We start from the raw sequence: 9,667 nt of genomic DNA, 5'->3' as shown, positions 1-9,667 counted from the left end.
TTTACGGCAGCTACCACGCGATGGGCAAAAAACGCGTGCGACCCAAGCAGGCCGTGGTGTACGCCACGCAGTCCATCCACAAGCTGCTGGCCGGCATCAGCCAGGCCAGCCAGGTGCTGGTGCAGGACTCGCAGACCGTCAAACTGGACCGGCACCTGTTCAACGAGGCCTACCTGATGCACACCAGCACCAGCCCACAGTACAGCATCATCGCCAGCTGCGATGTGGCCGCCGCGATGATGGAGCCGCCCGGCGGCACCGCCCTGGTGGAAGAAAGCATCCTCGAGGCACTGGATTTCCGCCGCGCCATGCGCAAGATCGACGACGAATACGGCACTGACTGGTGGTTCAAGGTCTGGGGACCGGACAAGCTCGCGGAAGAGGGCATTGGTTTGGCCGAGGACTGGATCATCAAAGGCGAGTCGCGCAGTGCCAAGACAGCGAAGAACGGCGCCAACAACTGGCATGGTTTTGGCCAGATGGCCACCGGCTTCAACATGCTGGACCCGATCAAGTCGACGATTGTCACGCCCGGTCTGGACCTCAATGGCAAGTTTGCCAAAACCGGCATTCCGGCCAGCATCGTGACCAAATTTTTGGCCGAGCACGGCGTGATCGTGGAAAAAACCGGCCTCTATAGTTTTTTCATCCTGTTCACCATTGGCATCACCAAGGGCCGCTGGAACACGCTGTTGACAGCACTGCAGCAGTTCAAGGACGACTACGACAAGAACCAGCCGATGTGGCGCATCCTGCCCGAGTTCTGCCAGAAGTTCCCGAAGTACGAGCGCATGGGGCTGGCCGACTTGTGCCAGCATATTCATGCCATGTATTCCAAGTACGACATTGCGCGGCTGACGACGGAGGTCTATTTGAGCGACCTCAAACCCGCGATGAAGCCCAGCGACGCCTACGCCCACATCGCCCACCGCACGACCGAGCGTGTCGAGATTGATCACCTGGAAGGCCGCGTGACGGTCGGGCTGGTCACGCCTTACCCACCCGGTATTCCGCTGCTGATTCCAGGCGAGGTGTTCAACAAGAAAATTGTGGATTACCTCAAGTTTGCCCGTGAGTTCAACGCGCAGTGTCCGGGTTTTGAGACGGACATCCACGGGCTGGTCGAGCAGGTGGATGCCAAGGGCAAGGTCCGCTATTACGCTGATTGCGTCAGGAAATAGCCAGGGCGGCTAAACAGGCGGTGGCGCACGCGCGCCGACTGCTCCTCAGCGCAGCGGTTCTTCGCGCACGCGCATGAAGCTGGCAAAGCGCGGGATGCCGCTGTCGTTCAATCCCCTGAAACGGTAGGTGACCAGCGCGCCCAAGGCGGGCGGGTCTTGCCGTTCGGCGTGGCTGAACCCCGTGCCCAGTTTGAAGCGCCGCGCAGGCTTGCCGTCCAGCGGCACCCTGGGCCAGCCCGCCGTGGACCAGGCGGGTGCCGCTATGGATTTTCCACCGCGGGTTAACAGCTTCTCGCCATCCCAGTAGCCGCGCACGCCATCGAGCTTTTCACTGACCCAGTAGTCGGGCAGTGTGTTAGATATTTTGGCACTAAGCCCAGTATCCATGGGTGTTATCTGCTATCGATCTGATAGCGCCACCGGGCCGCCAAGCCGCGATGGCCCTCTAGCTGTCGCGACTCACGCCGGCCGTGTGGCTAAAGCCGCAGTCCACGTAGGTGATCTCGGCGGTCACGCCGCCAGCCAGGTCCGACAACATGAAAGCCGCCACATTCCCGACATCTTCGATGGTCACGTTGCGGCGCAGCGGTGAGGCGGCCGCCACCATGCTCAGCAGCTTGCCGAAGTCCTTGATGCCGCTGGCCGCGAGTGTCTTGATTGGTCCGGCGCTGATGCCGTTGACGCGCATGCCCTTGGGGCCCAGGGATTCAGCAAGGTAGCGCACGCTGGCCTCCAGGCTGGCCTTGGCCAGGCCCATGGTGTTGTAGTTGGGGACGGTGCGCTGTGAACCCAGGTAGGTCAGGGTCAGCAGCGCGGACTTGTCATTGAGGTAAGGCAAGGCCGCTTTGGCCATGGCCGGAAAGCTGTAGGCGCTGATGTCGTGGGCGATCTTGAAGCCCTCGCGCGAGAGGCCTTCCAGGAAATCACCGGCAATGGCTTCGCGCGGAGCGTAACCAATGCTGTGCACAAAGCCGTCAAAGGTGGGCCAGGTTTTGGACAAATCCGCAAACAGGCTGTCGATCTGCGCGTCATCGCCGACGTCGCAGTCAAAAATCAGGCTGGAGTCAAAGTCGGCCGCAAATTCGGTGATGCGCTCTTTAAAGCGCTCACCGACGTAGCTGAAAGCCAGTTCGGCGCCTTGGGCGTGGCAGGCCTTGGCAATGCCATAGGCAATGGATCGGGTGGACAACACGCCCGTGACCAGTATTTTTTTGCCAGTGAGAAAACCCATGCGTATGCTCCAGTGTGTGCGAATGAAACGGCGAATGTTGCTTGGAGTGCTGCAGGTGTTGTCTCCCCAGCCCCCAAATTTCGCCGACTTAATTAGTGCAGAATTGTCGCATGCGGGATTTATCTTTTTTGCGGGCCCTGATGGCGGCTTTGCTGGCATGCCTTGCCCCGGTAGCATGGGCCGCGCATGCCTATGCGCAGTTTGGCGATATCAAGTACCCGGCCGGCTTCAGCCATTTTGATTACGTGAACCCCGCAGCGCCCAAAGGCGGTGAAATTCGCATGGTGCCGCCCACGCGGCCCACCAACTTTGACAAGTTCAACCCCTTCACGCTGCGCGGCACCGCGCCTTACGGCGTGGGCATCCTGCTGATTGAAAGCCTGCTTACGGGCAATTCCGAAGAGCCGACCACGGCCTACGGACTGCTGGCCGACGACGTGACAGTGAGCGACGACAAGCTGTCAGCGACTTTTCGCATTCATCCAAAGGCGCGCTTTCACAACGGCGAGCCGGTACTGGCGGCCGATGTGCTGCATGCCTACACCCAGCTCACGGGCAAACTTGCCGCACCGCAGTACCGCACCATTTATGCCGAAGTCAAAGGCGTGACGGTCGTTTCCGAACGCGTCGTACGCTTTGATTTTCTGACGCCCAACCCCGAACTGCCGCTGGTGGTGGGCGGCATGCCGGTGTTCAGCCGCTCATGGGGCAAGGTGGCCGGAACGGCCAAGCCCTTCGATCAGATCGTGTCCGACGTTCCGATAGGCTCGGGGCCCTACAAAATCGCCAAGCCGGCCATGGGGCGCGACATCACTTATGTGCGTGACCCGGCCTATTGGGGTGTTGATCTGCCTAGCCGCAAGGGCCAGTTCAACTTTGACCGCATCAGCTTCAAGATCTACCTCGACGAAACTTCACGCTTCGAGGGCCTGAAAGCCGGTGAATTCGATTTTTTGCGTGAATTTATCTCGCGCAACTGGGCGCGCCAGTACACCGGCAAGCAGTTTTCTTCGGGCGAACTGGTCAAGCGCGCGTTTGAAAATCGCAATCCCGGCGATTTTCAGGGCTATGTGTTCAACCTGCGGCATGCCAAGTTTCAGGACGTGCGGGTGCGGCGCGCCATTGGCCTGGCCATGGATTTTGAGTGGATGAACCGTCAGCTGTTTTATGGGCTGTACAAACGCGTCAACGGCTACTTCCCCAACAGTGAGTTTCATGCTGAAGGCTTGCCCCGAGCCGATGAGCTGGCCTTGCTGGCGCCTTTGCGCGGCCGGCTCAAGCCCGAGGTGTTTGGCCCGGTGCCCATTTCACCCAGCACCACGCCCCCCGGCAGCCTGCGCGAAAACCTGCGGCAGGCCCAGGCGCTGCTGCGTGAGGCGGGTTGGACTTACCGCGATGGCGCGTTGCGCAATGCCCAGGGCGAGGCCTTCACCCTGGAGTTTTTGAACGACCAGCCTTCACTCGCGCGCATCGTCGGGCCTTTCCAGAAAGCGCTGGAAAAATTGGGCATCACCATGACGTACCGGGTGGTGGACTTTTCGCTGGCCAAACAAAAGATGGACGCGTTTGATTTTGAAATCACGACGCTGCGCTTGCCCGGCAGCACGGCGCCGGGCGGCGAGTTGCTGGAGCTGTTCGGCTCCAGGGCCGCTGCCACGCCGGGTTCTTCCAATGTCTGGGGCATTGCCGATCCGGCCGTGGATGCGCTGCTGCAAAAGGTGGTGAGCGCCAAAACCCGGCCTGAACTGAGTGCCGCCATGCGCGCACTGGACCGCGTGCTGACCCACGGTTACTACTCGGTGCCCCAGTACTACGGCGACGCTTTCTTGATTGGCTACCGTCCCGGCCGCTTTGTGCTGCCGCAGGTCATCCCGCCGTATTACCAGCCCGACACCTGGGCTATGAGCACCTGGTGGGCCAAATGACCCCCACGCTTGCCACTGCGTGTGCTGCGCTGCCCCCCGAGGGGGCTGGCCTTGCTGGGGGCGGCCCGGCACGGCGGCCGATGTCCCCCCTGCTGGAACAAATGGATTAATCATGGCCAGTTACATTCTCAAGCGTTTGCTGCTGATGATCCCGACCTTGTTCGGGGTGCTGCTGCTGACCTTTGCCATGGTGCAGTTTGTGCCGGGCGGGCCGGTGGAGCAAATGGTGGCGCAGCTGCAGGGGCGCGACTCCGGTGGCGAGCGGGCTGTCGCAGCGGGCGCCGGTTACCGCGGACGGCAGGGGGTTGATGCCGAGCGCATTCAAGAAATCAAGGCGCTTTACGGTTTTGACAAACCGGTGCATGAGCGTTTTGTACAGATGCTGGGACGCTTTGCCCGCTTTGATTTGGGCAACAGTTTCTATCAGCACAAGGATGTCTGGCAACTGATCAAGGAAAAGCTGCCGGTCTCCGCCAGCCTGGGGCTCTGGACCTTTTTTATCAGCTACCTGATTGCCGTGCCGCTGGGCGTGGCTAAGGCGGTGCGGGCGGGCACGCGTTTTGACTTTGTCAGCACCCTCGTGGTGCTGGTTGGCTATGCGATTCCGGGCTTTGTGCTCGGTGTGGCGCTGCTGGTGGTGTTTGGCGGGCAACTGCAGCTGTTTCCGCTGCGCGGGCTGACCTCGGCCAACTGGGAGACGCTGAGCTGGGGGGCGCGCATCACAGACTACCTCTGGCACATCACGCTGCCGGTTATTTCCATGGTGCTGGGCAGCTTTGCCGTGACGGCGGTGCTGACCAAAAATTCGTTTCTGGAAGAAATCCGCAAGCAATACGTGACGACGGCCCGCGCCAAGGGCCTTTCCGAGCGCCAGGTGCTCTGGAAGCACGTGTTTCGCAATGCGCTGATCCCCATCATCACCGGCTTTCCGGCCGCCTTTATCGGGGCCTTTTTTACCGGCTCCTTGTTGATTGAAACCCTGTTTTCGCTCGACGGCCTCGGCCTGCTCAGTTACGAGAGCGTGATCCGGCGCGATTACCCGGTGGTGCTGGGGACGCTTTACTTTTTTACGCTGATTGGCCTGGTGACCAAGCTGATCAGCGATCTTTGCTATGTGTGGGTCGATCCCCGTGTGAAGTTTGATTGAACATGGACATCGCTTCTTCATTTCCGCCATCACTTTCACCGTCCCGCCGCGCCTGGCAGCGCTTCAGGCGCAACCGGCTGGGTTACTGGAGTCTGCTGCTGTTTAGCGCGCTGGTCGCACTCAGCCTGTTTGCAGAGGTGCTGTCCAACGACAAGCCGCTGGTCGTGCGTTACCAGGGGGAGTTGTACTTGCCGCTGTTCAAGGACTATTCAGAAAAGACTTTCGACGGTGACTTTGAAACACCGGCCGACTACCTCGACCCCTTCATTCGTGAAAAATTGAGCCAGGATGGCAACTGGGCCATTTACCCGCCCAATCCCTACGGGCCGCGCACCATCAATTATTTTGCGAAAGAGCCCAACCCGTCTGCGCCGTCGCGCGACAACCTGCTGGGCACCGACGACCGGGGGCGCGATTTGCTGACGCAATTGATTTACGGCTTTCGCCTGAGCGTGCTGTTTGGCCTGGCGCTGACCGCCATCGGCGTGGTGATCGGCGTCATCACAGGGGCCATTCAGGGCTATGTGGGCGGCAAGACCGACCTGGTGTTTCAGCGCTTCATGGAAATCTGGGGCTCCATGCCGGAACTCTACATCCTGATTATTTTCAGCGCCATGTTTGCGCCCAGCGTGGCCTTGCTGCTGTTGCTGCTCAGCCTGTTTGGCTGGATGGGGCTTTCAGACTACGTACGCGCCGAGTTTTTGCGCAACCGCCAGATGGACTATGTGCGGGCGGCCCGAGCCTTGGGCGTCGGCAACCTGCAGATCATGTGGCGCCACATTTTGCCCAACAGCCTGACGCCCGTGGTGACCTTTTTGCCTTTTCGCATGAGCGCCGCCATTTTGGCGCTGACCTCCCTGGATTTCCTGGGTCTGGGCGTGCCGCCAGGAACGCCTTCACTGGGCGAGTTGCTAAATCAGGGCAAGGCCAATATCGATGCCTGGTGGATTTCGCTGTCGACGTTTGCGGTGCTGGTCGTCACGCTGCTGCTGCTGACCTTTATGGGCGACGCCCTGCGTGATGCACTGGACCCGCGAAAGGCAGAGGTATGACCCCCACGCCCGGCACTGACGTGTCCTCGCTGCCCCCCGAGGGGGCTGTTCCGCCTAAGGGCGGCCTGTCGGCGGAACGCTCGTCCCTGATGCTGCTGGAGGTGAAAAATTTGCAGGTTTCCTTTGCCGGCAAGGAGGTCGTTCGCGGTATCGATTTTTCCATCGCCCCTGGGGAGAAGTTGGCCCTGGTGGGGGAGTCGGGCTCGGGCAAGACGGTGACGGCCTTGAGTCTGCTGCGGCTGGTTCAAAACGCCGGGATCAGGGGGCAGGCCTTGTTTGCTGCGCCAGACGGCGCTGTTGTGGATCTGTTGTCCCTGCCCGAAGGGCAGTTGCGCGGCATTCGGGGCCGCGACATCGCCATGATTTTTCAGGAGCCGATGACGGCGCTGAACCCTTTGTTCAGCGTGGGCGACCAGATTGCCGAAGTTGTACAGCTAAAACAAGGTCTAACCCAAGCACAATCAGCGCAGGCAGCTATTAAATTGATAGCAGATACCGGCATCCCGGAGGCTGAAAGGCGGGCTCGCTCGTTTCCCCATCAGCTGTCTGGCGGCCAGCGCCAGCGCGCCATGATTGCCATGGCGCTGGCTTGCCAGCCCCGGCTGCTGCTGGCCGACGAGCCCACCACGGCGCTGGATGTGACGCTGCGCGGCCAGATTCTGGACTTGCTCAGTGATTTGCAGCGGCGAAACGGCATGGCCGTGCTCATGATCACGCACGACCTGAACCTGGTGCGCCGCTTCGCCGACCGCGTTGCGGTGATGGAAAACGGCTGTATCGTGGAGCAGGGGCCCGTAGCGGACGTGTTTGCCAACCCGCAGCATGGCTACACCCGAAAACTGATCGACAGCAAGCCGGTCAGGGATGTTGCAGAGCATCAGGCGCCCGCCGCCGCCGCGTCGCCCATCATGCAGGCCCGCCATGTTCGCGTGGCTTACCCCGTTACTGTTCCTGGCCTGCGCGGCTGGTTCAAGCGTGGTGAATTTGTCGCGGTTCAGGACGCCTCGTTCACGATCGCGCCGGGCAAGACGCTGGGGGTGATCGGCGAATCGGGCTCTGGCAAATCCACTTTGGCCCTGGCCAGTCTGGGTTTGCTTCCTTTTTCCGGGCAATTACAGGCCGCAGGCCAGCCCTGGAGCGATCAGGCAGCCCGCAACAAGGCTATTCGCCGAACCGTTCAGGTGGTGTTTCAGGACCCGTTTTCGTCGCTGTCGCCCCGCATGACGGTAGAAGCCATTGTGGAAGAAGGCTTGCTGGTGCATGAGCCCGCGCTGAGCCAGGCGCAACGGCGGCAGCGCGTCCTGCAGGCGCTTGCCGACGTGGGCATGGGGGAGGGGGTGGACGCAGGGCGGTTTCCGGGTTTGCTGCAACGCTATCCGCACGAATTTTCCGGCGGTCAGCGCCAGCGATTGGCGATTGCGCGCGCGCTCATCATCAACCCCAGCCTGCTGGTGCTGGACGAGCCGACCAGCGCGCTGGACGTGACCATCCAGAAGCAGGTGCTGGCACTGCTGCAACGCTTGCAGCGTGAACGGGCCTTGAGCTATCTCCTGATCACGCACGACGTCGATGTGATACGGGCCATGGCTCATGACGTGATGGTGATGAAGGACGGCGAAGTCGTGGAATCCGGCACGGTCTTTTCAGTGCTGGATGCACCGCGCCACCCGTACACGCAGGTGCTGGTGACGCAAGCCTGATCGGTTGCGCAGCATTCGCGAAAACTTATTAAAATAACAGCGGATTGATGCAGGCGAGCCGCCAAATCAAGCCCGCTACGGGGCAAAAAATGTTGGATTCAAAGCGTTTGGCGCGCTATAATATGCGCTTCACGACCAAATGGGCGGGGTTTCACCGCCCATTTTTTTTGGGCGTTTGTTTTTACAGACTGATTTAAAAAGACTGAATGGCTTTACAAGAAACGATTGAGCAAACTGTTACAGGACTGGGTTACGACTTGGTCGAGATCGAGCGGACCGGTGGCGGATTGCTGCGCGTCACGATTGACATGCCTTACGTCCCCGGTGCTGAACAGTTCATCAATGCTGAAGACTGTGAGAAAGTCACGCGCCAGTTGCAGTTTGTACTGGAAGTCGAGGGCGCCGAGTATGCGCGGCTCGAGGTCAGCTCGCCCGGCATTGACAGACCCTTGCGTCATGAAAAAGATTTTGAGCGCTTTGCAGGTGAGCTGGTTGACGTCACTCTCAAGGCCCCCATTGGGGTCGCTGCAAGCGCCGGCTCAGGCATAGCGGCCAGCCGCAAAAAGTTTCGCGGCACGCTGGAGCGCGCTGAGTCCAAAGACGGCTTGGCGGGATGGCAGATCGTGTGGAGCGATGAGCCCGCCGTCAAACCGGGCCAGAAAGTCAGCAAAAAGAGAATTGCCGCACCGCTGCAGGCGCTAGGATTCACGCTCGACGAAATCCAGCAGGCGCGTTTGGCGCCCGTGGTCGATTTCAAGGGACGTAAATCCAGGCTGACGCCGGCTGCAGATAGCCCTACAGAAATAATTTAGAAAGGCAGGCTTGTGAAATGAATCGCGAACTGTTGATGTTGGTTGATGCCATCTCGCGTGAGAAAAATGTTGAACGTGACGTCGTTTTTGGTGCCGTCGAGCTCGCGCTCGCGTCGGCCACCAAAAAAGTGTTCTCCGGCGAGGTGGACATTCGCGTTGCGGTAGACCGCGACAGCGGCAATTACGAAACTTTCCGCCGCTGGCTGGTAGTGCCTGATGAAGCAGGCCTGCAGAATCCGGATGCCGAAGAGCTGGTCAGCGATGCGCGCGATGAAATTGCCGACATCGAAGAAGGCGATTACATCGAAAAGCCGATCGAAAGCCTGCCGATTGGCCGGATTGGTGCGCAAGCGGCCAAGCAGGTCATTTTGCAAAAAATCCGGGACGCCGAGCGGGAAATGCTGCTCAACGACTTCATGTCGCGCGGCGACAAGATTTTTGTCGGTACCGTCAAACGCATGGACAAGGGCGATCTGATTGTCGAGTCCGGGCGCGTTGAAGGCCGCCTGCGCCGCAGTGACATGATCCCGAAGGAAAACCTGCGCTCCGGTGACCGCGTCCGCGCCATGATCATGGAAGTGGACCTGACGCTGCGTGGCGCGCCCATCCTGCTGTCGCG

At 60.3% G+C, this 9,667-nt stretch carries 8 protein-coding genes and 1 pseudogene; 7 read left to right on the top strand and 2 right to left on the bottom strand.

The features are described from left to right. A pseudogene (locus Q8K05_RS07025) lies at nt 1–1,181 on the top strand (lysine decarboxylase); the annotation flags it as partial. 45 nt (nt 1,182–1,226) lie between these two features. Here Q8K05_RS07025 and Q8K05_RS07020 read toward each other — a convergent pair. Together Q8K05_RS07020 and fabI are read right to left on the bottom strand one after the other, a co-directional pair. After that, the gene (locus Q8K05_RS07020; RefSeq protein WP_305245791.1) at nt 1,227–1,568 is read right to left on the bottom strand and encodes a hypothetical protein; all 342 of its coding nucleotides are present in this window, start codon (nt 1,566–1,568) and stop codon (nt 1,227–1,229) included. 58 nt (nt 1,569–1,626) lie between these two features. Beyond that, nucleotides 1,627–2,412 (bottom strand): enoyl-ACP reductase FabI, encoded by a 786-nt coding sequence (gene fabI, locus Q8K05_RS07015; protein WP_305245790.1) that lies wholly within the window; start codon nt 2,410–2,412, stop codon nt 1,627–1,629. 110 nt (nt 2,413–2,522) lie between these two features. Between fabI and Q8K05_RS07010 the strand changes: the two genes are divergently transcribed. The 6 genes from Q8K05_RS07010 to Q8K05_RS06985 form a co-directional block, all read left to right on the top strand. Further along, complete coding sequence (locus Q8K05_RS07010; protein WP_305245789.1) at nt 2,523–4,337, top strand: extracellular solute-binding protein; 1,815 nt, start codon at nt 2,523–2,525, stop codon at nt 4,335–4,337. A gap of 112 nt (nt 4,338–4,449) precedes the next feature. Beyond that, entirely contained in the window at nt 4,450–5,484 is a 1,035-nt protein-coding gene (locus Q8K05_RS07005; protein ID WP_305245788.1) for a microcin C ABC transporter permease YejB, read from the top strand. A gap of 2 nt (nt 5,485–5,486) precedes the next feature. Further along, nucleotides 5,487–6,536, top strand: coding sequence for an ABC transporter permease (locus Q8K05_RS07000; RefSeq protein WP_305245787.1), 1,050 nt, complete (start codon nt 5,487–5,489; stop codon nt 6,534–6,536). Nucleotides 6,537–6,625: 89 nt separating this feature from the next. Further along, nucleotides 6,626–8,236 (top strand): ABC transporter ATP-binding protein, encoded by a 1,611-nt coding sequence (locus Q8K05_RS06995; protein WP_305245792.1) that lies wholly within the window; start codon nt 6,626–6,628, stop codon nt 8,234–8,236. A gap of 206 nt (nt 8,237–8,442) precedes the next feature. Then, nucleotides 8,443–9,048 (top strand): ribosome maturation factor RimP, encoded by a 606-nt coding sequence (gene rimP, locus Q8K05_RS06990; protein WP_305245786.1) that lies wholly within the window; start codon nt 8,443–8,445, stop codon nt 9,046–9,048. A 17-nt stretch (nt 9,049–9,065) separates the two neighbouring features. After that, nucleotides 9,066–9,667: NusA N-terminal domain-containing protein (locus Q8K05_RS06985; RefSeq protein WP_305245785.1), on the top strand; the 602-nt coding region annotated here is incomplete at its 3' end.

The organism is Polaromonas sp., from assembly GCF_030682935.1.
Lineage (GTDB): Bacteria > Pseudomonadota > Gammaproteobacteria > Burkholderiales > Burkholderiaceae_C > Polaromonas.
This window is presented reverse-complemented; position numbering and strand designations above follow the sequence as displayed.